Raw genomic sequence first — 331 nt, forward strand, 5'->3', positions numbered from 1 at the left:
CAATGAGTATTCACTCGATACAGAGTATAACGTATCAACTGTGTCCCATTCGTCTAGAGGCCTAGGACACCGCCCTTTCACGGCGGTAACAGGGGTTCGAATCCCCTATGGGATACCATATTTAAGATGGTTGAACATGATTCGAAACTGTTGTTTTAGAAAAAGTGTTTAATGATCTACATAGCACTGGTGTTTAGCCTACAGACACCAATGAGTATTCACTCGATACAGAGTATAACGTATCAACTGTGTCCCATTCGTCTAGAGGCCTAGGACACCGCCCTTTCACGGCGGTAACAGGGGTTCGAATCCCCTATGGGATACCATATTT

At 44.7% G+C, this 331-nt stretch carries 2 tRNA genes; both read left to right on the forward strand.

The annotated features are described in order from the left end of the window. The first annotated feature begins 42 nt into the window (after positions 1-42). Positions 43-118 (forward strand) — tRNA-Glu (locus H5114_RS20255). Between the two features lie 132 nt (positions 119-250). Next, positions 251-326: transfer RNA gene (locus H5114_RS20260), tRNA-Glu, on the forward strand. Positions 327-331: the final 5 nt, after the last annotated feature.

It is taken from the genome of Shewanella sp. SR43-8 (genome assembly GCF_014163775.1).
Taxonomy (GTDB): domain Bacteria; phylum Pseudomonadota; class Gammaproteobacteria; order Enterobacterales; family Shewanellaceae; genus Shewanella; species Shewanella vesiculosa.